Source organism: Methylobacterium sp. Leaf85, from assembly GCF_001422125.1.
GTDB lineage: Bacteria > Pseudomonadota > Alphaproteobacteria > Rhizobiales > Beijerinckiaceae > Methylobacterium > Methylobacterium bullatum.
In genome coordinates this window covers 238,140-263,003 of sequence record NZ_LMME01000012.1, presented here as the reverse complement: position 1 = coordinate 263,003, position 24,864 = coordinate 238,140, and the positions used below count along the sequence as shown (strand labels likewise).

General features: G+C 67.3%; 21 protein-coding genes and 2 tRNA genes. 8 read left to right on the top strand and 15 right to left on the bottom strand.

All coding sequences use genetic code 11. The features are described from left to right. Positions 1-250 precede the first annotated feature (250 nt). The 5 genes from ASF08_RS09965 to ASF08_RS09945 all read left to right on the top strand — a co-directional run bounded on the left by ASF08_RS09965 (position 251) and on the right by ASF08_RS09945 (position 3,869). Complete coding sequence (locus tag ASF08_RS09965; RefSeq protein ID WP_026175741.1) at positions 251-640, top strand: TIGR02300 family protein; 390 nt, start codon at positions 251-253, stop codon at positions 638-640. Positions 641-819: 179 nt separating this feature from the next. Next, a tRNA-Ala gene (locus ASF08_RS09960) sits at positions 820-895 on the top strand. A gap of 130 nt (positions 896-1,025) precedes the next feature. Beyond that, positions 1,026-1,101 (top strand) — tRNA-Ala (locus ASF08_RS09955). A 734-nt stretch (positions 1,102-1,835) separates the two neighbouring features. After that, complete coding sequence (locus tag ASF08_RS24690) at positions 1,836-3,137, top strand: calcium-binding protein (protein WP_056144368.1); 1,302 nt, start codon at positions 1,836-1,838, stop codon at positions 3,135-3,137. 168 nt (positions 3,138-3,305) lie between these two features. Next, positions 3,306-3,869 carry a hypothetical protein gene (locus tag ASF08_RS09945; RefSeq protein WP_056144365.1) on the top strand — a complete coding sequence of 188 codons (564 nt, stop codon included), beginning with the start codon at positions 3,306-3,308 and terminating at the stop codon, positions 3,867-3,869. Between the two features lie 9 nt (positions 3,870-3,878). On the opposite strand, the gene rfbA is transcribed toward ASF08_RS09945, so the two are convergent. The 4 genes from rfbA to rfbC form a co-directional block, all read right to left on the bottom strand. Continuing rightward, the gene (rfbA, locus tag ASF08_RS09940) at positions 3,879-4,769 is read right to left on the bottom strand and encodes a glucose-1-phosphate thymidylyltransferase RfbA (RefSeq protein ID WP_018042723.1); all 891 of its coding nucleotides are present in this window, start codon (positions 4,767-4,769) and stop codon (positions 3,879-3,881) included. Continuing rightward, on the bottom strand, positions 4,766-5,674 hold the full coding sequence (rfbD, locus tag ASF08_RS09935; RefSeq protein WP_018042722.1) for a dTDP-4-dehydrorhamnose reductase: 909 nt from the start codon (positions 5,672-5,674) through the stop codon (positions 4,766-4,768). The genes rfbA and rfbD overlap by 4 nt, the downstream gene beginning before the upstream one ends. Position 5,675: 1 nt before the next feature. After that, on the bottom strand, positions 5,676-6,758 hold the full coding sequence (gene rfbB / locus ASF08_RS09930; RefSeq protein WP_200931842.1) for a dTDP-glucose 4,6-dehydratase: 1,083 nt from the start codon (positions 6,756-6,758) through the stop codon (positions 5,676-5,678). Positions 6,759-6,835: 77 nt separating this feature from the next. Further along, complete coding sequence (gene rfbC, locus ASF08_RS09925; protein ID WP_056144364.1) at positions 6,836-7,387, bottom strand: dTDP-4-dehydrorhamnose 3,5-epimerase; 552 nt, start codon at positions 7,385-7,387, stop codon at positions 6,836-6,838. A 185-nt stretch (positions 7,388-7,572) separates the two neighbouring features. On the opposite strand from rfbC, the gene ASF08_RS09920 reads away from it, so the two are divergent. Then, entirely contained in the window at positions 7,573-8,004 is a 432-nt protein-coding gene (locus ASF08_RS09920) for a DUF2147 domain-containing protein (RefSeq protein ID WP_187273464.1), read from the top strand. Here the strand turns inward: ASF08_RS09920 and alaS are convergent. From alaS to flgB, 9 genes are all read right to left on the bottom strand, one after another. After that, positions 7,997-10,675 (bottom strand): alanine--tRNA ligase, encoded by a 2,679-nt coding sequence (alaS, locus tag ASF08_RS09915; protein WP_056144361.1) that lies wholly within the window; start codon positions 10,673-10,675, stop codon positions 7,997-7,999. The two genes, ASF08_RS09920 and alaS, sit on opposite strands and share 8 nt — an antisense overlap. A 358-nt stretch (positions 10,676-11,033) precedes the next feature. After that, positions 11,034-12,125, bottom strand: coding sequence for a recombinase RecA (gene recA / locus ASF08_RS09910; RefSeq protein ID WP_056144359.1), 1,092 nt, complete (start codon positions 12,123-12,125; stop codon positions 11,034-11,036). Positions 12,126-12,257: 132 nt separating this feature from the next. Next, on the bottom strand, positions 12,258-14,927 hold the full coding sequence (gene cckA / locus ASF08_RS09905; RefSeq protein ID WP_056144356.1) for a cell cycle histidine kinase CckA: 2,670 nt from the start codon (positions 14,925-14,927) through the stop codon (positions 12,258-12,260). Between the two features lie 120 nt (positions 14,928-15,047). Continuing rightward, positions 15,048-16,115 carry a flagellar biosynthesis protein FlhB gene (gene flhB / locus ASF08_RS09900; protein ID WP_018042714.1) on the bottom strand — a complete coding sequence of 356 codons (1,068 nt, stop codon included), beginning with the start codon at positions 16,113-16,115 and terminating at the stop codon, positions 15,048-15,050. 50 nt (positions 16,116-16,165) lie between these two features. Continuing rightward, positions 16,166-16,930: a flagellar biosynthetic protein FliR gene (gene fliR / locus ASF08_RS09895; RefSeq protein WP_018042713.1), complete on the bottom strand. Its 765-nt coding sequence runs from the start codon at positions 16,928-16,930 to the stop codon at positions 16,166-16,168. A 31-nt stretch (positions 16,931-16,961) separates the two neighbouring features. Beyond that, on the bottom strand, positions 16,962-17,228 hold the full coding sequence (gene fliQ / locus ASF08_RS09890) for a flagellar biosynthesis protein FliQ (protein ID WP_018042712.1): 267 nt from the start codon (positions 17,226-17,228) through the stop codon (positions 16,962-16,964). A 277-nt stretch (positions 17,229-17,505) separates the two neighbouring features. Further along, positions 17,506-17,823, bottom strand: a complete 318-nt coding sequence (gene fliE / locus ASF08_RS09885) for a flagellar hook-basal body complex protein FliE (protein WP_018042711.1) — start codon at positions 17,821-17,823, stop codon at positions 17,506-17,508. Positions 17,824-17,852: 29 nt separating this feature from the next. After that, on the bottom strand, positions 17,853-18,263 hold the full coding sequence (gene flgC, locus ASF08_RS09880) for a flagellar basal body rod protein FlgC (protein ID WP_018042710.1): 411 nt from the start codon (positions 18,261-18,263) through the stop codon (positions 17,853-17,855). A 36-nt stretch (positions 18,264-18,299) separates the two neighbouring features. Next, on the bottom strand, positions 18,300-18,725 hold the full coding sequence (flgB, locus tag ASF08_RS09875) for a flagellar basal body rod protein FlgB (RefSeq protein WP_027174273.1): 426 nt from the start codon (positions 18,723-18,725) through the stop codon (positions 18,300-18,302). A gap of 230 nt (positions 18,726-18,955) precedes the next feature. Between flgB and ASF08_RS09870 the strand changes: the two genes are divergently transcribed. Next, a complete protein-coding gene (locus ASF08_RS09870; RefSeq protein WP_056144355.1) occupies positions 18,956-20,353 on the top strand; it encodes a hypothetical protein in 1,398 nt (465 codons plus the stop codon). Between the two features lie 11 nt (positions 20,354-20,364). Here the strand turns inward: ASF08_RS09870 and ASF08_RS09865 are convergent, their stop codons facing one another. Both ASF08_RS09865 and ASF08_RS09860 read right to left on the bottom strand, forming a co-directional pair. Next, positions 20,365-23,502, bottom strand: a complete 3,138-nt coding sequence (locus ASF08_RS09865) for an efflux RND transporter permease subunit (protein ID WP_056144352.1) — start codon at positions 23,500-23,502, stop codon at positions 20,365-20,367. 19 nt (positions 23,503-23,521) lie between these two features. After that, positions 23,522-24,715 (bottom strand): efflux RND transporter periplasmic adaptor subunit, encoded by a 1,194-nt coding sequence (locus ASF08_RS09860; protein WP_056144350.1) that lies wholly within the window; start codon positions 24,713-24,715, stop codon positions 23,522-23,524. Between ASF08_RS09860 and ASF08_RS25995 the strand changes: the two genes are divergently transcribed. Then, positions 24,714-24,845, top strand: a complete 132-nt coding sequence (locus ASF08_RS25995; protein WP_274534480.1) for a hypothetical protein — start codon at positions 24,714-24,716, stop codon at positions 24,843-24,845. The two genes, ASF08_RS09860 and ASF08_RS25995, sit on opposite strands and share 2 nt — an antisense overlap. Positions 24,846-24,864: the final 19 nt, after the last annotated feature.

Sequence of the window (24,864 nt, the reverse complement as noted above, 5' to 3'; positions counted from 1 at the left end):
GGGAATGATGACTTTTCGGCTTCTGGCGCAGTCGGGCCGTCGAAGCCGGCCCTTCGGCCGGCGGCGACGTCATGGGGCCGGTTACCACGCAGGCGGGGCGGCGTCATCCGACCCGTCGCGGCCTCGGCGCGGTCGAATCCGGACGAGGTTCGGGCCGAACGCGGCGGATCGCCGGCGCGGGAGCATTTGACAGGACGGTTTCACCCGACTAACGGGGCGCCTCTCCCAAATCCCTATCAGAGGTTCGCCCGTGGCCAGACCGGAACTCGGCTTGAAGCGTCAATGCATGAGCTGCGGCGCGAAATTCTACGATCTCGACAAGGATCCCGCGACGTGCCCGAAATGCGGGACCATCTATCAGGCCGCCGCGACGTCGCGCATCGCCGCTCCCGCCCTCGCCTCCCGCGCCGCGGCCGTTCCGGCTGACGACGACGAGGATACGGACGCCGAGAAGGGCGGTCCCGAGATCGTGTCCCTCGACGAGGTCGAGGCCGCCGAGGACGAAGCGGATACCACGACCGGCGACGACGATGCCGATTCGACCGACGCCGACGACACCTTCCTCGAGGAGGAAGATACCGGCGACGACGACGTGGCCGATCTCATCGACGGCGATATCGAGAACGACGAAGAAAGCTGAGGCGCGTCCCCGCCTCGCTTTGCCTGTCCCGAGGCCCAGCGCCGAAAATTCTCGGCGATGAATGCGATTAGGGGCTTGAGTCCGGGCAACGGCCCGAATATAGAACCGCCTCCGCCGGACGCCGCGAGGCAGATTGGCGGAACGACCATCGCGAGACGTGTTGCGGTGGTCCCAGAAGTGGGGCCTTAGCTCAGCTGGGAGAGCGCTTCCATGGCATGGAAGAGGTCATCGGTTCGATCCCGTTAGGCTCCACCATTTCTTTTCATCCGGTTCGCGGATGTCGCCCCGAGGGGCGCCGTGGAACGAATCGGACAAGACCAATCTCGGTGAGGTTCACCGATGATGACGACAATCGCGAGACAGCGTCGCGATTGTCCCGGAATGTGGGGCCTTAGCTCAGCTGGGAGAGCGCTTCCATGGCATGGAAGAGGTCATCGGTTCGATCCCGTTAGGCTCCACCATTCGATCTTCGCGGCCACGCCCCGGATGCCGCCAGCCGGCCCGGTCAGGATTGTCATCGGTCATCCCCCTCTTCGATCGTCATGAAGACATGGCTCCGCTGTCGCCTGGCGTGAGGCCTCGCAGGCGCGCGGCCGAAGCGTTCGGCTGATCGGGCCATCGTGGTCCGCCCGGCGCATCAGCCGACCGATCCGTCCTCGCCGCCGCTCACCTCCGCGATGACAGAGACTTCGAACGAAGCGCTTTGGCCGCTTGCTACCATAGGGGCGCCGGTCGATGGCCCTCCGGTGGTACCGGTGGAATTGCGTTCGGGAGGGCGGAGTTCGGTTTCGCTCAGGCCCGCGCTCGTCCCGTCCCTCGCATCGGCCATACCATCACCTCGCATCGAGATGGAGCACCATTCTGCACTATCGCAGACGTTGAGCCCGGAGATGCATTTGACGAGAGGTCGAAGATTATCAATCGATTCACGGAAAGATTGTATCTTGCCTCCGCAGTTCAATCGAAAGGCCTATGGGTTTCCCGATGAACGCGCGGCGAGGCCCGAATTCTACAAGGTCTGACGATGTCTTCGATACAATACACCCGCGATTCGAATTACAACGATGTCAACAGCGATGAAGTATTTTTCCCTTTTCCAATAAACGAAATCTATAAGATAGCGACGCGTTTTGGTGACTTCATAGCCGAAACTCCCACCGAGGTCGGGAATCTGCAGGGTTTCGGGGGAATCGACATGCTGTCGGTCGACAATGCGAGCATCTTCGCGGATTTCAGCGATTCGTCCGCTGCGTTGGATTTCACCGGGGGGAATTTCGGCGACATCCTGGTGACCGGAAGCGGCGACGATATCCTCAACGGCGGCAGCGGTAACGACACCCTCGACGGCGGTGACGGCAATGACATCCTCAACGGTGGCGATGGCGGCGACACCCTCTACGGCGGCGACGGCAACGACATCCTGGAAGCCGGTCTGGGCACCAACACGATCGACGGTGGCGGGGGGACGAACACTCTGAGCTATGCATCGTTCACGGAAAGCTCCGAGTATCAACCCGGCCGTTTCTTCGGCGTCTCTGTCGGTATCGGGAGTGGCAGTAGCATCGATAATACTGGGGCGAAACTTCAAGACACTTTCAGCAATATTCTTAATCTGCGCTTGACGGATTTCGACGACAGCGCGAGCGGCGATGGTAACAACAACGTCATCGAGGGCGGCGCGGGAGGCGATAGCCTCTACGGCGGTGCTGGCATCGATACATTGAGCTATGCCCATTCGGCGAGAGGCGTAGCCGTGAGTTTCGCGGAAAATATCGCCGCGAGCGGGGACGCGGAAGGAGATACGTTCGGCGGCTTCGAGAACCTGCTCGGCAGCGCCCAAGGCGATATCCTCGGCGGAAACTCCGGCAACAATACCATCAACGGCAATGGCGGTACCGATCGGCTCTACGGCGATGGCGGCAACGACCGTCTCGTCATCAGCGAATCGCCCGATATCGTGGATGGCGGCGAGGGGACCGATTTCCTCTTTCTGATGGGTACCGGCTCCGTCAGACTCTCCGACGACCGGTCCAGCGGGAACTTCACCGGCATCGAGGCCATCTACATCCGCGGCGACATGGACCTCGACATGTCGGGCTCGACCACGGGCATCAGGATCGTGTCTCAAACCTCGGCCGACGTGGAGATCATCGGCACGTCGGGCGCCGACCGCATTGTTGTCAGCAGGGGCAGCAACGTCATCGAGGGCGGGGCCGGCGGCGACAAGATCATCGCGAGCGGTCGTGACAACACGTTCCACTTCGAGGCCGGCTTCGGCCGCGACAACCTCTACGGATTCAACATCGACGTCGACCACATCTCCGTGGATATCGATGGCGTCGTCGCGAGTGACGTCATCCTGCGCGGTCTCAATAACGGCCGAGACACGCTGGTGACCTTCAAGGACGTCGCCTCCTCCAACAAGATCATCCTGCACGATGTGGCGAGCGCAGACGTGCAGGACGCGATCAACGAGTTGTTCGTCTTCGGCGCTTGACGCGGGCGCCTCTGCCGATGGGCTCCGTTCCCGGTCGCACCGGGAGCGGAGCCCGGCATTCGGTTCCATGGGCCCGGTGTGAGCGGACGATCCGGTGGTCCTTAATCGGTCGGGCACGAAGAAGGATGATGGCGTGTGTCGCCTTCGGCCCCATGATAGGTCGGAGCCATGACCCTACCCGCCGGACGGCATTCCCTCACCACCCCCACCTCGGACGCCGAGGCGCTGATCGAGACCCTGAGCGCACGGCTCCTGAACGGCGACAGCGCGACGACGGTGCTGGAGGGCTGGTGCGAGGAGCGTCGGCTCGCGTCGGAGGCCCGTCTGGTGGCGACGCGAGTTCCGGGTCCCGAACGGCTCCCGAGCCCGGTGCAGAGCCGGCGGCTGGCTTTGTCCGACGGAGAGGCGGTTCGCTACCGGCACGTCCGCCTGAGTTGCGCCGGCTACGTCCTGTCGCAGGCCGAGAACTGGTACGTCCCGGCGCGTCTGACGACGGAGATGAACCTGTCCCTCGACAGGACGGAGGCTCCCTTCGGCCGGGTGGTCCACACCCTGTTCCCGAAACGCAGGAACCTCCGGCTGCTGAGATTGTGGCCGCGGGATGCGGGCGTTCCCAGCCCGTCGGATCTCGTCTTCGCCATCGAGGCGATCCTCTCGGACCGGTCGGGGCGTCCGATCTGCGAGGTCAGCGAGACCTATACGGGCGCCATCCTCGCCAGGGGCGAGGTCTAGGCGAGCGGCTCACTCGTCGAGGCGGGATTCCGGGTCGAGCTTCGACAGTTTCAGCAGGTTCTGGCCGTAGGCGGTCTTGGCGAAGAGCTCGCCACGGGCGATCAACTGCGCCTTGTCGATGAAGCCTTGGAGATAGGCGATTTCCTCCAGGCAGGCGACCTGGAGGCCCTGCCGGTTCTGCAGCGTGCGCACGAACTCGCCCGCCTCCAGCAGGCTGTCATGCGTCCCCGTATCGAGCCAGGCATAGCCGCGCGACATGCGCTGCACATGGAGTTCGCCCAGGTCGAGATAGGCTTGGTTGACGGATGTGATCTCCAATTCGCCGCGCGCCGAGGGCTTCACTGCGGCGGCGATGTCGAGCACCCGGTTGTCGTAGAAGTAGAGGCCGGTCACGGCCCATGGGCTTTCCGGCTCCGTGGGCTTCTCGACGATGCGCAGGGGCCGCCCGTCACGGTCGAGGGTGACCACGCCGTAAGCCTCCGGGTGGTCCACGTGATAGGCGAAGATCGTCGCGCCGGTCTTCCGTTCGCGCGCCTGTTTGAGCATGGCGCTCATGCCCGAGCCGAAGAACAGGTTGTCCCCCAGCACGAGGGCGACGTCGTCCGTGCCGACGAAGTCGCGACCGATGGTGAAGGCCTGGGCGAGGCCTTCCGGGCGCGGCTGAACGGCGTAGCTGAAGGAGAGGCCGAACTGCTCGCCGGTGCCGAACAGACGCTCGTAATTGCCGAGATGCTCGGGGCTCGAAATGATCAGGATCTCGCGGATGCCGGCGAGCATCAGCACCGAGACCGGATAATAGATCATCGGCTTGTCGTAGACGGGCAGCAGCTGCTTGTTGATCGACAGGGTCGCCGGATGGAGGCGCGTGCCGGACCCACCGGCGAGAACGATGCCCTTCATGACTGTGCCTCTGCTGAATGATGCGCGGGGCCGACAAGCCGGTCGAGGATGTCGTCGAGGGCGGCCTGCCAGGGGCGCGGCGCCAGCCCGTAGGCCTTCGTCAGGCTCTCCGTCGACAGTTCCGAATTGGCGGGCCGCCGCGCGGGCGTCGGATAGGCGCTGGTGGGGATGCCGTTGACCGGAACGCTCCGCCCGCCGCGCGCGGCCGAGCCGGCGACGATGGCTTGCGCGAAACCGTGCCAGGTGGTGGCGCCCGCATTGACGAAGTGATGCGTGCCCGTGGGCGCGTCGCTGTCGGCGGAAAGACGCAGGGCGATGTCCGCGAGGGCGGCGGCGAGATCGGCGGCCGAGGTCGGGCAGCCGCGCTGGTCGTTCACCACGTTCAGCGCATCCCGCTCGGCTGCGAGCCGCAGCATCGTCTTCACGAAGTTGCCCCGGTGCGGGCTCACGACCCAGGCGGTACGCAGGATGGCGTGGCGCGGATTGGCGGTGCGGACCGCCATCTCGCCGGCGGCCTTGCTGGCGCCGTAGACGCTGGTCGGACGGATCGGCGCGTCCGGCGCATAGGCGCCCGATGCGGCGCCGTCGAAGACGTAATCGGTGGAGACGTGGACGAGGGGGATGCCCCGCCGCGCCGTCTCGGCCGCCAGGATGGCGGGGGCCAGGGCGTTGAGGCGCCAGGCTTCCACCACCTCCGACTCGGCCTTGTCCACGGCGGTGTAGGCGGCGGCGTTCACCACCGCCCCGATGGTGCGCTCGGTAAAGATCCGCGCCACGGCTGTGGCATCGGTGACGTCGAGTTCGGTACGGGTCGGGGCGACGAGGGTCACGCCCGCGCCCCAGTGCCGGGAGGCCTGCAGTTCGGTGCCGACCTGGCCCGCCCCGCCGAGGATCAGGATATCCATCTCAAGCCTTCGCCGCTTGCGTGCCGAGGCCGAGGCGCTCGCCGGTATAGCGGCCCTCGCGGATCGGACGCCACCACGCCTCGTTGTCGAGATACCAGCGCACGGTCTCCTCAAGCGCTTCCTCGAAGGATTTGGTGGGGGTCCAGCCGATCTCCCGCTCGGCCTTGCCGGGATCGATGGCGTAGCGCCGGTCGTGGCCCGGCCGGTCGGCCACGAAGGAGATCAGGCGCTCGTGCGGCCCATGCTCCGGCCGCAGCCGGTCGAAGGCGGCGCAGAGCGCCTTCACCACGGCGAGGTTGTTGCGCACCGAGCGGCCGCCGAGAAGGTAGGTCTCCCCCAGCGATCCACGTTCCAGCACGGCGACGAGGCCGCGTGCGTGGTCCTCCACGTGGATCCAGTCGCGCTCGTTGAGCCCGTCGCCATAGACCGGCAGCGGACGGCCTTCGAGGGCGTTGAGGATCATCAGGGGGATCAGCTTCTCCGGGAAATGCCGGGGGCCGTAATTGTTGGAGCAGTTCGTGACCAGCACCGGCAGGCCGTAGGTCTCCCCCCAGGCCCGTGCCAGATGGTCGGAGGCGGCCTTGGAGGCCGAATAGGGCGAGCGCGGGTCATAGCGGCTGTCCTCGGTGAAGAACCCGTCCGGCGGGAGCGAGCCGTAGACCTCGTCGGTGGAGACGTGGAGGAACCGGAACGCCGCCTTCGCTTCGCCGCCGAGGCTTTCCCAGTAGGTGCGGGCGCCATCGAGCATCACCTGCGTGCCGACGACGTTGGTGCGGATGAAGGCGCCCGGGTCGGTGATCGAGCGGTCCACATGGCTCTCGGCGGCGAGATGCATCACCGCGTCAGGCCGGAACTCGGCGTAGAGGGCGTGTACGGCGGCGGGATCGCAGATGTCGCCGGTCACCAGCCGGTGCCGCGGATCGCCATCGAGGGGAGCCAGCGAGATCGGATTGGCCGCATAGGTCAGCGCGTCGAGGGTCGCGACCTCATGGCCGAGATCCTGGACGAGGTGCAGGACCAGAGCCGAGCCGATGAAGCCACAGCCGCCCGTGACCAGAATGCGTTGGGATTTGGCCATGTTCATAGATCCTGGTGGTCACGCATGGGCGGTTCGGTATCGCGTCGTTCCGACGTGCCTTCGCCGAGGGGGCGGGCGGTACGTCAGAACACCGCGCCCAGATCGGCGAAGGACGGTGCCACGCGGTCCTTGTCGGACAAGACCGCCTCGTCCTCGCCGACCGGCCAGTCGATAGCCAAGTCCGGATCGTTCCATGCCAGATTGCGGTCGTGCTCGCGGCTGTAATAGGCCGACACTTTGTAGGCGACCATGGTGTCGGGTTCCAGGGTGCAGAACCCATGGCCGAAGCCCACCGGGACGTAGAGTTGTTCGCCCTCGGCGGCGTCGAGCCGGACGGCGACATGCTGTCCATAGGTCTCGGATCCGCGCCGCAGGTCGACGGCGACATCGAGGATGGAGCCCGACAGGACGCGCACGAGCTTGGCCTGGCCCGCCGGTGCGAGCTGGAAATGCAGGCCGCGAACGGTCCCGCTCTGGGCGGAGAAGGATTGGTTGTCCTGCACGAAGGCGTCGGCGATCCCGGCCCCGGCCAGGACATCGGCCCGGAAGGTCTCCGAGAACCAGCCCCTGTCATCGCCGAAGCGATTGGGCACGACCCGCTTCACCGCGGGAATCCGTGTCTCGACCACACGCATCGCGATTCTCCATTCAACTTCGGCGGTCTCTAGGCGCGTGCCGGGGCGCCCTGTCAAGGCATGCGGTGGCGTATCGGGCCGGTCTCGACCCTGCGCTTGCCCCTCCCATGCCGGAGGGCTAACTCCCGCTTCCCGCGAGGCGGGGCCGCCCCGGCGGTCGCCGGAACCGTTCGAGAGGACGAAGGATGACGATGAAGTTCACAGCGATGCCAACGCGATCCGCCGTGGCCGTCATGGCCCTGATCGCGATGACGGGAGGGGGCTTCGCCCAGAAGGGGGCCGACCCGAGCGGGGTCTGGCTCACCGAGAACGGGGATTCGAAGGTTCGGATCGCGCGCTGCGGCGGTGGCTATTGCGGCACCCTGGTGAGCGTGCCGGGCAAGGGCCTCGATTCCAAGAACCCGGATGCCTCGCTGCAATCCCGCAGCCTGATCGGCGTCCAGATCATGAACGCGGCGACCCCGTCCGGGGACGGCTACGAGGGCTCGCTCTACAACCCCAACGACGGCAAAACCTATTCCGGCAGTCTCACGGTGAAGGGGCCGAACGTGGTCGAGGTCGCCGGTTGCGTGATGAGCGTGTTCTGCAAGCGCCAGACTTGGAAGCGCGTCAACTGACGGAGAGCGCCTGGGCGATGGCGTCGATCGCCGCCTGGGCGCCGGTTCCCTCCGGGCCACCGGCCTGGGCCATGTCGCGGCGTCCGCCGCCGCCCTTGCCGCCGAGATGCCCGGCCCCGGCGCGGACGAGGGAGACCGCGTCGAACCGGTCGGTCAGATCCTCGGTGACGCCGACGACGAGGCCGGCCTTGCCGTCCGGCGACACGCCCACCAGGGCGACGATGCCGGAGCCGATGCGGCTCTTGCCGGCATCGGCGAGACTCTTCAGGTCGCGCATCTCGACGCCCTCGACGACCTTGGCCATCAGCTTGACGCCGCCGACCTCGACGATGCCGTCGTCGTTCCCCGACGAGCCGCCCATGGCGAGCTTCTTCTTGGCGTCCGACAATTCGCGCTCCAGGCGGCGGCGCTCCTCGATGAGCGCACTCAGCCGCTCGGGGACATCGGCGCTCTGGACCTTGAGGAGCCCGGCGATCTGGCCGAGGGTGCGGCTCTCCTCGGAGCGGTGACGACGGGCCGCCCCGGCGGTGAGGGCCTCGATGCGGCGCACGCCGGCGCCGACCGCACTCTCGCCGAGCACCGAGATCTGCCCGATCTCGCCCGTGCGGCCCGCATGGGTGCCGCCGCAGAGTTCGATGGAGAAGGCCGGAAGCCGGCCCTCCTCCGCGAGCTCGCCCCGATCGTCGACCGGGCGTCCCATGGAGACGACGCGCACCTCGTCGCCGTATTTCTCGCCGAACAGGGCGCGGGCGCCTGAGGCGACGGCCTCGTCCTGGGCCATCAGCTTCGTCACCACGGGCGTGTTCTGCAGGAGCACCGCATTGGCGATGTCCTCCACGGCGCGGAGCTCGGCCTCGTCCATGGGTTTGGGATGGCTGAAATCGAAGCGCAGGCGCTCGGCCGAGACCAGCGAGCCCTTCTGGGCCACATGGTCGCCGAGCACCTGGCGCAGGGCCTCGTGCAGAAGATGGGTGGCCGAATGGTTGGCGCGGATCGCCGACCTGCGGGCGTGATCGACGGTGAGCTCCGCTGCCTGCCCCAGGGTCAGCCGCCCCTCGTCGACGGTGACGTGATGCACGAAGAGATCGCCGAGCTTCTTCTCCGTGGCGGTGACCCGCGCGGTCAAGCCCGACGCGGACAGGCGGCCGGTATCGCCCACCTGACCGCCGGATTCGGCATAGAACGGGGTCTGGTTGAGCAATACGAGGCCGGTCTCGCCGGCCGACAGGCTTTCCACCTCGGCCCCGTCGCGCAGGAGCGCGGTGACGATGCCTTCCGCGCCCTCGGTCTCGTATCCGAGGAACTCGGTGGCGCCGACGCGCTCCTTGATGCCGTACCAGACCGTCTCGGTGGCGGCCTCGCCCGAGCCGGTCCAGGCGGCGCGGGCGGCTTTGCGCTGGCGCTCCATCGCCTGGCCGAACGCGTCGGTGTCGACGCCGATGCCGCGGGCCTTCAGGGCGTCCTGGGTCAGGTCGAGGGGGAAGCCGTAGGTGTCGTAGAGGGTGAAGGCGGTCTCGCCGGACAGGTTCTGGCCGGAGACCAGGGTGCGGCTCTCGGAATCGAGGATGGCGAGGCCCCGCTCGAGGGTGCGACGGAAGCGGGTCTCCTCCAGGCGCAGGGTCTCCGAGATCAGGCTCTCGGCGCGGGTCAGTTCGGGATAGGCCTGCCCCATCTCGCGGACCAGGGTGGGAACCAGGCGGAACATCACGGGCTCGCGGGAGCCGAGGAGTTCGAGGTGGCGCATGGCCCGGCGCATGATGCGGCGCAGGACGTAGCCGCGGCCCTCGTTCGACGGCAGCACGCCGTCGGCGATGAGGAACGAGACGGAACGCAGGTGATCGGCGATGACGCGGTAGGAAGCGACGGTGCCGGGCTCCGGCGGCCGGCCAACCGCGTGGCTCACCGCATCGATGAGGGCCTTGAACAGGTCGGTGTCGTAATTGCTGGTGACGCCCTGGAGGATCGCCGCCATGCGCTCCAGCCCCATGCCGGTATCTATGGAGGGGCGCGGCAGGGCGAGGCGGTTGCCCGGCTCGATCTGCTCGTACTGCATGAAGACGAGGTTCCAGAATTCCAGGAACCGGTCGCCGTCCTCGTCCGGCGAACCGGGAGGACCGCCCTGGAGGCCGGGACCCTGATCGATGAAGATCTCCGAACAGGGACCGCAGGGGCCTGTATCGCCCATCTGCCAGAAATTGTCGGAGGTGCCGATGCGGATGATCCGGTCGTCGCCAAAACCCGCGATCTTCTTCCAGAGATCGGCCGCATCGTCGTCATCCGCATAGACGGTGACGAGCAGCCGGTCCTTCGACAGGCCGAATTCCTTCGTGATCAGGCTCCAGGCCAGTTCGATCGCCTGCGGCTTGAAATAATCGCCGAAGGAGAAGTTGCCGAGCATCTCGAAGAAGGTGTGGTGGCGGGCCGTGTAGCCGACATTGTCGAGGTCGTTGTGCTTACCGCCGGCGCGGACGCATTTCTGCGCCGTGGTGGCACGGTTGTAGGGCCGCTTCTCGACGCCGGTGAAGACGTTCTTGAACTGCACCATCCCCGCATTGGTGAACATCAGGGTCGGGTCGTTGCGGGGGACGAGGGACGACGACGGCACCACGGCGTGGTCCGCCTTGGCGAAATAGTCGAGGAAGGCCGACCGGATCTCGTTGACGCCGCTCATCGTGAAATGACTCTGTCGTGCGCTTTGGGCCGTCGAGACGACGACCCGAGGCTTCTTCGTGGCTTGCGCCCTCATAAGGAGGCCGGACCGTCGAGTCACGCCCGGTCGATTGCGGTGGGTTCCGCTTTTTCACGACGTGGGCTGCAAAACGGCCGCGGCGCCCGTTGCGTCCCCTCGGAATGGCGGTTCGAGGGTGGCTTCGTAAGTCCGTCGCGGGCCACGCGAAGGTAGTGCGTGCGAGCCGTTCGGGCTCTCGTCGAGGTCAAGCCGGAGGGCGGATCGATACTGCACCGATCCGATCATCAAAAAAGGCCGCCGCAGGGAGCTGCGACGGCCTCTTCGATGACCTGCGAGGCGATCAGGCCTCGCCTTCGTCCAGATCGTCCTCGGTGGGCTTGGCCGTCTCGAGGATCTTGTCTGCGAGCAGGCCGGAATTCTGCCGGATCGCCGCTTCGATCTTGTTGGCGATGTCCGGGTTGTCGCGCAGGAAGCCCTTCGAGTTCTCGCGGCCCTGGCCGAGGCGCTGGCTCGCATAGGAGAACCAGGCGCCGGACTTCTCCACGATCCCGGCCTTCACCCCGAGGTCGATCAACTCACCGACCTTCGAGACGCCCTCACCGAACATGATGTCGAATTCCACCTGCTTGAAGGGCGGCGCGACCTTGTTCTTGACCACCTTGACGCGGACTTGGTTGCCGATGGCCTCGTCACGGTCCTTCAGGGTCGAGATGCGGCGGATGTCGAGGCGCACCGACGCATAGAACTTGAGCGCGTTGCCGCCCGTGGTCGTCTCCGGGCTGCCGTACATGACGCCGATCTTCATCCGGATCTGGTTGATGAAGATGACCATGCACTTGGAGCGCGAAATCGAGCCCGTGAGCTTGCGCAGGGCCTGGCTCATCAGGCGCGCCTGAAGACCGGGCTGGCTGTCGCCCATCTCGCCCTCGATCTCGGCGCGGGGCGTCAGCGCCGCCACCGAATCGACAACGAGCACGTCGATGGCACCCGAGCGCACCAGGGTGTCGGTGATTTCCAGGGCCTGTTCGCCGGTATCGGGCTGCGAGATCAGGAGATCGTCGAGCTGGACGCCGAGCTTGCGCGCATAGACCGGATCGAGGGCGTGCTCCGCGTCCACGAAGGCGCAGACGCCGCCCTTCTTCTGGGCTTCGGCGATGGTGTGAAGGGCAAGGGTGGTCTTGCCCGAGGATTCGGGGCCGTAGATCTCGATTACCCGGCCACGCGGCAGGCCGCCGACGCCGAGCGCGATGTCGAGGCCGAGCGATCCGGTGGAGATGGTCTCGACCTCCGCCACCTTATCGTTCTTGCCGAGCCGCATGATCGAGCCCTTGCCGAAAGCACGCTCGATCTGGGACAGCGCGGCATCGATCGCCTTCGCCTTGTCCTTGTCCACCATCGGGGAATCCACAACTTTCAGCGCGGGCTGGGCCATTCGTCGGCATCCTTATGCATGGGGAGAGCTCAAGGCTCAATGTGCCTCGGATGCGAATGATGTACTTGGTTTGTTCTCTTTTCGCAAGGTGCCGGGCGCCAATTTCGCATCATTCGGTGGGAGAACGTCGCCCTAACGGGCGATCGTCTCCTTCACCGTTTCCACGAGCTGCTTGAGGCTGAAGGGCTTGGGCAGGAAGTTGAAATCCTCGCCCTCGGGGAGGTTCTTGCGGAACGCGTCCTCGGCATAGCCGGAGACGAAGATCACCTTCAGGTCCGGGCGGTGCTTGCGCAATTCGCGCAGCAGCGTCGGACCGTCCATCTCCGGCATCACCACGTCGGAGACGACGAGGTCGATGGTCTGGTCGACATCGCTGATGAGGGCCAGGGCGTCGAGGCCGGAGGCGGCTTCCAGAACCGTGTAGCCCCGTGCCGACAGGGCTCGGCTGTTGACCGCGCGCACCGGATCCTCGTCCTCGACCAGCAGGATCACGCCCTGCCCCGTATGATCCGGCGAGGGTTTGCGCGGGGCGGATTGCCCGCTGCCGGGCTTTTCGACGTCGCGTGCTCCCCGGAGCCGGCTGGCGGCGATCTCCGCGTTGCTCTGCGGGGCGGCGGATGCGAGGGCGGGCTCGGGGGCGGGCTCGGCGGCCGGTTCGTGACGCGGCAGGTAGATTCGGAAGGCCGTGCCGCTGCCCACGGTCGATTGCACGTCGATGGTGCCGCCGCTCTGCTTGACGATGCCGAACACGGTGGAGAGGCCGAGGCCCGTCCCCTTGCCGATGTCCTTCGTGGTGAAGAACGGCTCGAAGATCTTCTCCATCACGTCGGGCGGGATGCCCTCGCCGGTATCCAGCACCTCGATCAGGACGTGGTCGCCCGCCGGTGCGCCTGGCCGGCGCTCGGTGTTCTCCAGACCTTCGAGGATGTTGGCGGTGCGGATGAGCAGGCGCCCGCCATTGGGCATCGCATCGCGGGCATTGACCGCGAGATTGACGATCACCTGCTCGAACTGGTTGACGTCGGCCTTGATCGGCCAGATGTCGCGCCCGTGCTTGAGGTCGAGGTCGACCCGCTCGCCGAGCAGACGCTTGAGCAGCAGCGTCAGGTCGGACAGCGCCTCGCCGACATTCATCACCTCCGGGCGCAGGGTCTGGCGCCGCGAGAAGGCCAGCAGCTGCCGCACCAGGCTGGCTGCCCGGTTTGCGTTCTGCTTGATCTGCATGATGTCCTGGAAGGCCGGATCGGTGGGCCTGTGGCTCGCCAGCAGCAGGTCGGAATAGCCGATGATGGCCTGGAGGACGTTGTTGAAGTCGTGCGCGATGCCGCCGGCGAGCTGGCCCACCGTGTCCATCTTCTGGGTCTGGGCGATCTGCTGTTCGAGCTGGCGCTGTGCCGTGGTGTCGAGGGCGTAGAGGATCACGCGCTCGCGGTCGGGCTGGGAGGACCCGTCCTCCGCAGCCGCGGTGTCGCCGCCGGCCGGGCTGAGCCAGACCCGCGCCGAGCGGTTCCCCGGCCCCGCCAGTGCGACCTCGATGGGTTGCACCTCGATGGTCCCGTCGGCGGCCTTCACCAGGGCGCTCTCGAGGGCGGCCCGGTCGCGGTCGACCAGGGCCTCCCACATGGTCGGCTCTGTGCCGAGTTCGCCGCGCCCGTCCGGCACGGCCTGGCGCGGCGTCCCGCCGAAGAGCCTGGCGAAGGACGCGTTGGCGCGCGCGATGCGCCCGGTGGGGTCGAGGGTCGCGATGGCGATGGGGCTGTTGTTGAGGAAGCGGGCGAGGCGCACCTCGGCGGCGCGCTGCGGCTCGTCGCTCTCGGCCCCGGCCGAGCGGTTGAGTACGAAGGTGCGCGACGGCCCGGGCTTGCCGTCCTGGCCGAAGGCCACGCGGTGATAGAGTCGGGTCGGCAGGGGCTGGCCGTTGCGGCGCCGCAGGTCGAGGTCGAAACGGTCCGTGCGGACCTCGCCGGGTAGTCCCTCGGTGGCGGTGAGCACATCGGCGCTGGGCGCGATATCGGGCAGGCGCAGGCCGCCCGAGCCGACCGTGGCGAGGTCGTAGCCGAGCCAGAAGGCCAGCGTCGCGTTCATGTAGACGATGGAGCCCGACGGATCGATGGAGAGGAAGCCGGCCGGCGCATGATCGAGGTAATCGATCGCGTGCTGGAGCTCCTGGAAGACGTTCTCCTGGCGCTCGCGCTCGTGGGTGATGTCGGTGACCGTCCACAGGGTCGCCGGGAGCCTCGGCCGCTCCACCGCCCGCACGGCGATGCGGAACCAGGCGAAGGCGCGCTCGGTCTCGCCCTGGGGCGGGGGCGCCATGCGGATCTCCTCCACATGGCCGCGCCCGTCATGGGCCGCCTGGGCGAGGCGGTAGACCGCCTCCGACACGTCCGGCGAGCCGACGAAGACGCGCTCCACCGGCCGCAGGTTGGAAAAGGTCTCCCCACCGGAAATACGCAGATAGGCCTCGTTGGCGTAGATCAGGCGGCCGCCATCCTCGACGACGATGGCGCCTTCGGGCGAGGCGTCGACGATGGCCTTGGTGATGTCGTCGCGGCCGGTCTGGCCCGCGAGTTGGAGCGCGCCGATCGCCAGGGCGAACAGGCAGAACACGCCCGCCATGGCGAGCAGGGCGAGAAGCCCCAGGATGAGCGGCTGCGCCTGCTCGTTGGCGACGAAGGAGAGGCCCACCGCCGCGCCGACGAGAAGTCCGGCCAGGACGAGGAGCAGCCCGACCCGCCCAGGCCTTTCCGACCGGTCGATGGCGCTCGACACCGGTTTCGTTGGTCCGCTCACCTCAGCCATCTCGGCGCCATTCCACCCTCGAGCGATCCCGGTTAGCGCCCAGGCCGCGTCGGCAGCAAGGGTGTCCGCCGGACGTTAGGGACAAGTCTCGTCAAAAAAGGTGCATAAAGCGTGGCGCTTTCACGCCGCCCTGCGCTTCAGCCGCATGACGAAGCCGATCACCTCGGCCACGGCGCGATAATGCTCGGCGGGAATCTCGGAATCGATCTCCACCGTCGCATGGAGCGCCCGCGCCAGCGGCGGGTTCTCCATGATCGGCACATCGTGCTCCTTGGCGACGGCGCGGATGCGCAATGCCAGGGAATCGACGCCCTTGGCGACGCAGATCGGCGCCGCCATGCCCGCCTCGTAGCGCAGGGCGACGGCGTAGTGGGTGGGGTTGGTGACGATGACCGTGGCGGTGGGGACGTCGGCCATCATGCGCTTGTTGCCCCGCGAGGCGCGGATCTGCCTCATCCGGCCCTTCACCTCCGGATTGCCCTCGCTCTCCTTGTGCTCCTGCTTCATCTCCTCCTTGGTCATGCGCAGCTTCGAGCGCCAGCGGAAGCGCTGGTACAGGGCGTCGCCCATGGCGATGACCACGAAGATGGCGAGCATGCCGCCGAGAAGCTTGAGGGCGATGCCGAGGATCGCGGGCAGCATCGCCGCCGGATCGAGCCGGGCGAAGACTTCGAGCCGGTCGCGCTCGTTCCACAGGATGGTGCTCGCGACGACCCCCACCAGCATCAGCTTGGCGAGCCCCTTGAGGAACTGGACCAGTGCCTCGACGCCGAAGATGCGCTTGATGCCCGCCATCGGCGAGATCCGATCGAATTTCGGCATCAGGGCATCGGTGGAGAAGACAAGCGGGTGCTGGACGAGACCGCCGGCGAGGCCTGCGATGACCACGAGGCTGACCGGAATCACGAGCGCCTGGGCGCAGATGAGCAGCATCCGCATCCCCATCTCGGTATAGGCGGTGGGGTCGGAGGGGACCTGATGCGCGTTCATCAGGAAGGCGCGCAGGCTCACCACGAGATCCTTGGCGATCGTTCCCGATGCCAGCAGCAGCGCCATCGTGAAGGCTGCCAGGATGAAGAAGGTGTTGACCTCGATGCTGTTGGCGACGTTGCCCTGCTCGATCGCCTTTTCGATGCGCCGTTGAGTCGGCTCTTCTGTCTTGTCTTCCTGGTCGCTGTCGTCGGACACGGCTCAGCGCTCCCCTGTCCGGCGCATCGTCGGACCGTTCGACACCGCCTTCATCGCCCGGTCAACTCGCCGAGGTAGCGGCCGATATCGTCGAGGAAGACGCTCATCATGATGCCGAGGCTGCCGAACAGGATCAGCATGCCGATGAGCACGGAGGCCGGCACCGCGATGAAGAACACCTGCATCTGCGGCATTAGGCGCGAGAGCACGCCGAGGCCGACATTGAACAGGATACCGAAGGCGATGAACGGCGCCGAGATCTGGACCGCCAGGAGGAAGCCGCGCGCCATGGCCCGGAGCGCCAGCTGGGCCGCCTCGCCCATGGCCAGAACGCCGTCGGGCGGCAGCATCACGTAGCTCCGGCCGATGGCGTCGAGCGCCACATGGTGCAGGTCGGTGGCCAGGATGAGGGTGATGCCCAGCATCATCAGGAAGTTGCCGAGCGCCGCCTGCTGGCCGCCCTGCGTCGGGTCCACGGTCATCGCGTAGGACAGGCCGAGCTGCTGCGAGACGATGACGCCCGTGGTCTGCAAGGCGGCCAGCACCATGCGGACGGTGAGGCCCAGGACGAGCCCGATCAGCAATTCGCCGATGAGGAGCGATATCAATCCGGGGGCCGCTAGGGCCGCGCCCTGCATCGGCAGCAGCGGGCGCACCATCGGGAACAGGATCAGCGAGACGAGGAGCGCGAAGGCGAGACGGATGCGCGGCGAGACGGATTGTTCGCCGAGCCCCGGCAGCAGCATCATCAGCGTGCCGATGCGCGCGAAGGTGAGCAGGTAGGCCGCCGCGATGCCGGGCAGGAGCAGGTTCATGATCCTGCATAGCAGCGCCCGGCCCGGCGCGTCATCCGCCCGATACGATGCGGGCGGCGATGCGGGTCATGTAGCCGGCGAGCGCGTCGCCCATGAAGGGCAGCATGAACAGGAGCGCCGCGAAGACGGCGACGATCTTGGGCACGTAGATGAGCGTCTGTTCCTGGATCTGCGTCAGCGCCTGGAGCAGCGACACGATGAGGCCGACCACGAGGGCGACGATCATCAGCGGCCCCGCGACCTTGAGGAAGACGAAGATTCCGTCCCGGGAGACGTCGAGGATGGCAAGGCCGGTCATGGACTGATGTCTCGTTGTGGGTGGAATGGCAGCGTCTGGTGCGCATCCCCCTCCCCACTGAGGCTACTGGATTCGCACATTTCGCGGGTTGCGCGGCCCTCCTCCCCCTTGTGGGGAGGAGTTGGAGGTGGGGGTGGTCGGGTGACCTTGATGCTGCGGAGGCTGGCGGAGCCACCCCCACTCCTGACCTCTCCCCACAAGGGGGAGAGGGACGCGATTTACCTGAAAGGAAAAACGGGTGGATCCAGTCGCCCGGTGAGCTGAGGGGATTCTCGCGCTAGATCTGCATCCGCATGATTTCCTCATAGGCGGAGATCACGCGGTCGCGGACGGCGACCAGGGTCTGCAGGGCGGTCTCGCTCTCGGCGACGGCGGTCACCACGTCGACGACGTTGGCCTTGCCGCCCGCCACCGACAGGGCCTGGGCATCGGCTTTCGCGCCGCTCTCGCCGATCTTGTCCATGGCCGAGGTGAGCAGCGAGGTGAACCCGCCATCCGCCCCCGAGGTCGGGGCGATTCTGGGCGTGCCGCCCTTCATCCCGCCGATGTTCTGGACGGCGGCGTAGGCTCCTGCGGCGAAGGCGTTGGTCGGCATGGCGGCGGACTTTCGGGAGAGGAAGAGCGTCAGGCCTTGAGGATGGCGAGGGTGGCGTTGATCATCTTGCGGGTCGCGGTGACCATGTTCAGATTGGCCTCGTAGGAGCGCTGGGCCTCGCGCATGTCCATGTTCTCGATCAGCCCGTTGACGTTGGGCATCCGCACCTCGCCGCGCGCATCGGCGCTGGGATTTCCCGGATCGTACTTGGTGCGGAACGGCGAGTTATCCCGTCTCACCCGCCCGGCCTCGATCATCGACGCGCCGGTCTCGCGGTCGATATGCTGGGTGAAGGTGGGGATCTTGCGCCGGTAGGGCTCGGCGCCGACCCCGCTCGGGGCCGAATCCGCATTGGCGATGTTCTCGGCGATGATCCGCATCCGGCCCGACTGGGCCTTGAGGCCGGATGCCGCGATGGTCAGGGATTTCAGGAATTCCACGGCGCGTACTCCGCAAGCTCAGGGGGGGCGGTACGATCAGCGCTTGCCGATGGCGATCTTCAGTTTGTCGAGGCTCTTCTGGTACATCGTCGCGGCGAGCTGATAATCGGCCTGGTTGTCACCCGCCTTCATCATCTCCTCCTCGAGATTGACCCCGTTCCCGCTCGGCCTGATCTCGAACCCGTTGAACCGGCGCGGCTCCGCGCCCGGGCCTTCGGGGCCGCCGTTGAGGGCGATGTGAGCCGGGCTGGTGACGGCGAGGCCCGAATTGCCACCCGTGGATCCGGAGGGCTGGGCGAGATCGCCGGTCCCGCCGCCGAAGCTGGGGCTCGCGAGATCGCGCGGCTTGAAACCCGGCAGATCGGCGTTGGCGACGTTCTCGGCGAGAAGCTTCTGGCGCGTCTGATGCCACTGCATCCGCGTGCGAAGCATGGAGAGAATGGGAAGATCGGTGACGGACACGGTGCTCGGAGCCCCTCGGCGCCGCCGGACGACCCCGGAGCGATGGGCAAAATCTGCCGCCTCCATGGTTAACGTCCGGTTAAGAGCCTGTCTGTCAGCAGCGGATGCTCGGCGCGGAAGTTGCCTGTTAACGAACTCTTAACGTTATTGCCTTCCGCCGCTGCGACCGTGATATCAGGACAACCTGTGCTGCGTAGGGCCTCCGGCCCGAAACCCGAAAGAGCCCGATCTTGTCAGCGTTCTTTAATTCGGACGGCTCCTTCCCGCTCCAGTTCCTGATCATATTCGCCGTCATTTTCGCCGTTCTGGCCGCCATCGTCCTGATCTTCCGGCGGTTCTCCGGCAGGGGCATGGCCCTGTCGAAATCCGGTCCGCGCGGCCGTCAGCCCCGTCTCGGCATCGTCGACATCTACGAACTCGACCGGCAGCGGCAGCTGATCCTGCTGCGCCGGGACAATGTCGAGCATCTGCTCCTCGTCGGCGGTCCCAACGACGTCATCGTGGAGCGCAACATCCACCGGGGCGCGGGAGCCCGGCTCCCGCTCGACGAGTCGGCCCGGGCGGAGCCGCTCCCCGAAGAGCCGGTCTTCGAGCCGGCGCGGCCCGCCGATCCGCCCGCGCCGCCGGTCATGCAGCCTCCCGTCTTCCACGAGCCCAGGGCGCCGATTCCGGAACCGGCCGCGATCGTCAACGCGCCCGCCGAGCCCCCTGGCGAGGGCCTCGCCGAGTCGAAGCCCGCTCCCCGCTTCACCAAGGCGGATCTGATTGCGGCGAAGGCGGCGCGGCGGAACCCGCCGCCGTTGGCCAACCTGAAGCCCGAAGCTCCGGACCTGCCACGTCCGGCGCTCACCGCGCCGGACGTGGTCGCCGAACCGATCGTCCCTGCCGTCGAAGCGCAGAAGCCAGTCAAGGCGCCGGAAGCCCCACCCGCACCGGTGGCGCCCGCCGTGATCGAGGCGCCGAGCCCGGAGAAGGCCCCGGAGAAGGCCCCGGAGAAGGCCCCGGAGAAGGCGGTGCGGCCACAACCTCCGGTGAAACCCGCGCCCGTCGCGGAGGCGGCTCCCGTCGTTCCGCCGACCCTGGCGCGGCCGACGAGTTCCCGCCCCGTGGACGCGGCCATCCTGTCCGACATGGCGCGGCAGCTCGAAGAGGCCCTGCGCCGGCCATCGGCCGCGATCTCCCCGTCCACGCAGGCCGTCCCGTCGACACCGCCAAAGGCGCCCCCCGTGCCCCCCGCCGAGCCGAAAGCGGCGGCGGCGAAGCCCGAACCGCGTCCCGAACCCGTTGCCGCGGAGAAGGCAAAGGCGGACCAGCCGATCGACCCGATGGCGGCCGCCATGGCCACGCCCGTGGAGATCGCCCCGGACGAGTCGCCCGTGATTCCTGCGAAGGACAAGCTGACAGCTGCAAACCCGACGCCTGCCGAACCGGTCTTCGCCGATGCCGTGTCGAGCGAGCCCGCACGGAGCGAACCGGCGACCACCGAACCGGACGTGTTCCTTCCGGCCCCGCCGCCTCCGCCCGCTCCCAAGAAGGTGACTGCCGCGAGCCAGAATCCCTTCTCCGTGGAGGAGATCGAGGCAGAATTCGCGCGGTTGCTGGGACGTCCCCTCGACAGGAAGGGCTGACCCCGCCGCGGCTATTCCGCGGCGGAGCGTGACGGGAAGCCCTTTCCGTCATTGGCGAGTGTGGTCGGAAGGGCGAAGGCCCCCTCGGTGGGCTCGTCCTTGCGCCCGATGAAGCGACCGAAGAGCCGGACGAAGAAGCGCGACAGGTCGTCCACCAGGACGAAGATCGCCGGCACGAAGATCAGGGACAGGCCGGTCGAGACGATGAGGCCGCCGATGACCGCGACGGCCATCGGCGCGCGAAATTCGCCGCCGATGCCGAGCGCCATGGCCGACGGCACCATGCCCGCCGCCATGGCGATGGTGGTCATGACGATGGGGCGGGCGCGCTTGCGCCCTGCATCGATGATCGCGGTGGCGCGGTCGACGCCCCGCGCCATCTCCTCGATGGCGAAATCCACCAGCATGATCGCGTTCTTGGTCACCACGCCCATGAGCATCAGGATGCCGATCACCACCGGCATCGAGATGGGCATGTGGAAGATCAGCAGCCCCAGGATCGCGCCACCGATGGAGAGGGGCAGCGAGAACAGGATGGTGAGCGGCTGAAGGAAGTTGCCGAACAGCAGCACCAGAACGCCGAACACCATCATCAGTCCCGCGCCCATGGCGAGCGCGAACCCTTCGAACACCTCCCCCATGATTTCCGCGTCGCCGGTCTGGCTGATGCTCACGCCCGGCGGCAGGTTCTTCGCGGTCGGCAGCGCCATCACGGATTCGATGAGGGTGCCCAGCGCGTCCGAGCCCTCCATGTCGGCCTCCAGGGCCACGCGGATCGAGCGGTCGTAACGGTCGATCGCCGTGGGACCACGCCCGAGGCTGAGATCGGCCACCGTGGAGAGCGGAACGGAGGCGCCCCCCTTCACCGGGACTTTCAGGCTCTCCAGCTGGGACAGGTCTCCGCGCAGGGCGAGGGGCAGCTGAACCCGGATCGGAACCTGCCGGTCGACGGCGTTGAACTTGGCGAGGTTGGCGCCGATGTCGCCGATGGTCCCCACCCGCACGGTCTCGGCGATGAGGTCCGTCGAGACTCCGAGATCGGCCGCGACGCCGGCCTTCGGGCGGATGCGGATCTCGGTGCGGTCGAGGGGTGCCGTGGAGAGCACGTTGACGAGGTGGGGCACGGAGGCGGCCTCGCGCTGCAATTGCGCCGCCGTCTCCGAGACGAGGCGCAGGTCCGGCCCCGAGACGATGAGGGCGAGATCGCGCTGGCCGCTGTCGCGCAGGGACCAGAACCGGATGTCCGGCTCCTCCCGCAGGATCGCGCCGATGACCCTGTCGAGCTGCTTCTGGGTGCGGTGACGGGCGTTCTTCGGAGTCAGGTTGATGGTGAAGCTCGCGAGCCGCACCTCCTTCTTGGCGGGCAGCTGGCGGCCGCCATCCACGAACACGCTGCGCACTTCGGGCAGCGCCTTGATCCTGTCGACGATGCCGTCCGTGACGCGGGTGGTGTCGGCGAGACGGGCACCGGGCGGCAATTCGACCACGAAGATCGTCCGTGCCGCATCCTCCGCAGGCAGGAAGCCGGCGGGCAGCAGACCGGTGGACATGATCGATCCGGCAAAGCAGGCGAGCCCCACCACCAGGGTGATGAACTTGTGCCGCACCGACCACGCGACCACGCGGGTATAGGCCCGCATCACCGGCCCCTCGCGCTCGTGATCCGGTCCGTGATCGCGCAGGAAATAGGCGGCCAGCAGCGGCGTGATGAGGCGCGCCACCAGCAGGGACATGAACACGGCCGCCGCGATGGTGAGGCCGAACTGCTTGAAATACTGGCCGGCGATGCCGCTCATGAAGGAGACGGGTGCGAAGATCGCGATGATCGTGGCGGTGATCGCGATGACGGCGAGGCCGATCTCGTCTGCGGCCTCGAGAGCCGCCCGGTAGGCGGATTTCCCCATCCGCATGTGCCGGACAATATTCTCGATCTCGACGATGGCATCGTCCACCAGAATGCCGGTCACGAGGGTGATGGCGAGCAGGCTGACCGCGTTGAGCGAGAAGCCGAGGGTGCTCATCACCCAGAAGGTCGGCAGCACCGAGAGGGGCAGCGCGATGGAGGCGATGAGGGTCGCCCGCCAATCGCGCAGGAACAGGAACACCACGATGACGGCCAGCGCCGCGCCCTCGATGAGGCTCAGCATCGCCGAGTGATAGTTGCCCACCGTGTTGATGACGGAGGTGTCGATCAGGTCGAACCGCACACCGGGATGCTTGGCGGCGAGATCGGCGATCTTGCGTGCCACGGCGCTGGCGACCTCGGCATCGCTGGCGCCCGTCGCGCGTGAGATCGCGAAGGCGACGACGGGCTCGCCGTTGAAGCGCGCGAAGGTGCGCGGCTCCTCCGACCCGTCCACCAGCGTCGCCAACTCGTCCAGGCGGACCTTGCGGTTGCCCGGCACGACGATCGAGGTCTGGGCCAGGGTGTCGAGGCTGGCGGCACCGGCCAGCGTCCGGATCGACTGTTCCTGGCCGCCGAGTTCGCCGCGCCCGCCAGCCATGTCGGCCGAGGTGAGGCGGAGCTGGCGGTTCACGTCCGCCGCGGTGATGCCCAGCGCCAGGAGCCGGTCGGGTTTGAGCGTCACGCGGATCTCGCGGGCGACACCGCCCAGGCGCTCGACGCCACCGACGCCCTTCACGCCCTGGACCTGCCGGGCGATCACGTCGTCGATGAGCCAGGACAGGTCCTCCGGCGTCATGGCCGGTGCCGAGGCGCCGTAGACCATGATCGGCAGGCCGGCGATCTCGACGCGGCTGATGATCGGCTCGTCGATGGTGCGCGGAAGCGTCACCCGCACCTTGGCGATGGCGTCCTTCACGTCGTTGACGGCGCGGTCCACGTTCACTTCGAGCCTGAACTCGATGGTGGTGGCCGAGACGCCCTCCGAGATCGTCGAGATGATGTGCTTGACGCCCTTCACCCCGGCAACGGCATCCTCCACCACCTTCGTCACCTGGGTCTGCAGCTCGGAGGGAGCCGCGCCGGCCTGGGTGACCTGGATCGCCACGATCGGGATGTCGATGTTCGGGAACTGCGTGATCGGCAGCGAGCGGAAGCTGACGAGCCCGAGGATCATCAGGACGAGGAACAGCACGATCGAGGTGATCGGCTTGCGGATCGCCCAGGCGGAGATGTTGAGGCGCATGGGCTGACGGGTCCGATTCTCAGCGCGACGTCACGGAGGCGGCGGCTTCGGCCTTCGGCTGCACCGGTCTGACCCGGTCGCCATGGCGCAGGAAGCTGCTGGCCCGCGCGACGACGGCCTCGCCGGATCTCAACCCCTCGCGGATTTCCATGAACCCGTCCGCCGCGAGGCCGGAGACGACCTTGCGGGCCTCCACCGTGCCGTCATTCACCACGTAGACGAGGGCCGAGCCATCGATCCCGTAGAGTACGGCGGAGAGGGGAACGGCCACGGAGTTGCGCCGCGCCACCTCAACCTTGCCGCGGGCGAAGGCACCGATACGCAGGGCCGGGTCGCGGTCGAGGCTGATGCGGATCTTGCCGAGGCGCGTCAGCCGGTCGATCTCCGGGTCGATCCGGCGGACCTTGCCCGTCACGATCCTCCCCTGGTCCGCTTCGAGACGCACGATGTTGCCGCGCTCGATCCGGGGCATCCAGGTTTCCGGCACCTCGCCTTCGAGTTCGATCTCGCCGCGCGCGATGAGCCGGAACAACGGTTCGCCCGTGGAGGTCGCCGCCGCGCCGATCCGGGCGGTGCGGCGGCTGACGATGCCTCCGTCGGGTGCCTTGATGTCGGTGCGCGCGCGCCTGAGGGCGATCTCGTTGCTCTGCGCCCGCGCCGCCGCGAGATCCGCTTCGGCGAGTTGCAGGCCGCCCTTCGCGGCAGCGAGCCTGCCTTCGCCGCCTTGAGCGGCCGAGACCCGCTGCTCCAGCACCGCCGCCGTGGCGTTCCCGGTCTTGATGAGGGAGCGGGCACGCTCCAGCGAGAGGTTGGCCTCGATCTGCGCGGCCTCAGATTGGACGATCTGGCTACGGGCCTGGACGATCGCCGCCTGCGCCTTGGCGATGGCGGCGACGTTGGCCGCCTCCTGCGTGGCGATCATCTCCAGGGAGAGCCGGGCCAGAACCTGCCCTTTCTCGACCTCGGCGCCTTCCTCCACCAGCAATTCGGTGATGCGGTAGCCCTCGATTTCGGGCGCCACCAGGATCTCGTCGCGCGGGACCAGGGTGCCGGTGACCACCGCCTGCTCGACGATCTCGCGATCGGCGGCGGCGACGATGGTCACCGCCGGCGCGGGCGCGGTGGAACCGCTCGCCGGCGGGACTTCCGCCGCGTGGATCACATGGGACGACACGAGTAGCGGAAGGATCGAGAAGAGCCGAAGCAGGCGCATGAAGAGGTGGCTCACCGTTCGGCGGATCGATCTGGAAGACATCGTCGGCGCGGAGCCGCTTTATACGCTGATGCAACGTGACACCGGCGTTTTCGTGACGCTCGACGCATTGCGTGTCGCAACGCTTTGACCTTCGACGGTGCGACCCG

Bases quoted from the DNA above. Each gene is read 5' to 3' on its own strand.
- cckA (WP_056144356.1), bottom strand. From the start codon at position 14,927: ATGGCTGAGGTGAGCGGACCAACGAAACCGGTGTCGAGCGCCATCGAC.
- ASF08_RS25995 (WP_274534480.1), top strand. From the start codon at position 24,714: ATGAAGAGGTGGCTCACCGTTCGGCGGATCGATCTGGAAGACATCGTC.
- rfbD (WP_018042722.1), bottom strand. From the start codon at position 5,674: ATGGATATCCTGATCCTCGGCGGGGCGGGCCAGGTCGGCACCGAACTG.
- rfbA (WP_018042723.1), bottom strand. From the start codon at position 4,769: ATGAAGGGCATCGTTCTCGCCGGTGGGTCCGGCACGCGCCTCCATCCG.
- recA (WP_056144359.1), bottom strand. From the start codon at position 12,125: ATGGCCCAGCCCGCGCTGAAAGTTGTGGATTCCCCGATGGTGGACAAG.
- ASF08_RS09945 (WP_056144365.1), top strand. From the start codon at position 3,306: ATGACCCTACCCGCCGGACGGCATTCCCTCACCACCCCCACCTCGGAC.
- rfbC (WP_056144364.1), bottom strand. From the start codon at position 7,387: ATGCGTGTGGTCGAGACACGGATTCCCGCGGTGAAGCGGGTCGTGCCC.
- fliQ (WP_018042712.1), bottom strand. From the start codon at position 17,228: ATGACCGGCCTTGCCATCCTCGACGTCTCCCGGGACGGAATCTTCGTC.
- ASF08_RS09920 (WP_187273464.1), top strand. From the start codon at position 7,573: ATGACGATGAAGTTCACAGCGATGCCAACGCGATCCGCCGTGGCCGTC.
- ASF08_RS09865 (WP_056144352.1), bottom strand. From the start codon at position 23,502: ATGCGCCTCAACATCTCCGCCTGGGCGATCCGCAAGCCGATCACCTCG.
- alaS (WP_056144361.1), bottom strand. From the start codon at position 10,675: ATGAGCGGCGTCAACGAGATCCGGTCGGCCTTCCTCGACTATTTCGCC.
- fliE (WP_018042711.1), bottom strand. From the start codon at position 17,823: ATGCCGACCAACGCCTTCGCCGCAGGAGCCTACGCCGCCGTCCAGAAC.
- ASF08_RS24690 (WP_056144368.1), top strand. From the start codon at position 1,836: ATGCTGTCGGTCGACAATGCGAGCATCTTCGCGGATTTCAGCGATTCG.
- rfbB (WP_200931842.1), bottom strand. From the start codon at position 6,758: ATGAACATGGCCAAATCCCAACGCATTCTGGTCACGGGCGGCTGTGGC.
- fliR (WP_018042713.1), bottom strand. From the start codon at position 16,930: ATGAACCTGCTCCTGCCCGGCATCGCGGCGGCCTACCTGCTCACCTTC.
- ASF08_RS09860 (WP_056144350.1), bottom strand. From the start codon at position 24,715: ATGCGCCTGCTTCGGCTCTTCTCGATCCTTCCGCTACTCGTGTCGTCC.